The sequence below is a fragment of the Thauera terpenica 58Eu genome (genome assembly GCF_000443165.1).
Lineage (GTDB): Bacteria > Pseudomonadota > Gammaproteobacteria > Burkholderiales > Rhodocyclaceae > Thauera > Thauera terpenica.
Window position 1 is genome coordinate 1 of record NZ_ATJV01000027.1, and the last position, 243, is coordinate 243.

Genomic DNA, 243 nt, shown 5'->3' on the forward strand with positions numbered 1-243 from the left:
ATCCCGGGGATGATTGTCTCCCCATCGGACTGCGCCGTCTCGGGGCGGAATCGCCGCCTGGGCGCCGCGTTCGGCAATGCTGCGATGGCACCTTTCGGTATCGTAGGCGCCGTCGGCCGAGACTTGGGCTACCTCACCATCAACCTGCGCAAGCAAGTCAGGGAACACTTCGCTGTCACCCCAGTCGGCAGTGGTGAGCTCAATGCCGATGATGTCCTTTTCGGCTTCATCGACCGCCAGGTG

1 protein-coding gene is annotated in these 243 nt (G+C 63.0%); it reads right to left on the reverse strand.

Features of this window, described 5'->3' with window-relative positions:
* Positions 1-243, reverse strand: a 243-nt coding sequence (locus M622_RS23935; RefSeq protein ID WP_021248102.1) for a transposase, incomplete at both ends; no start/stop codon positions are given.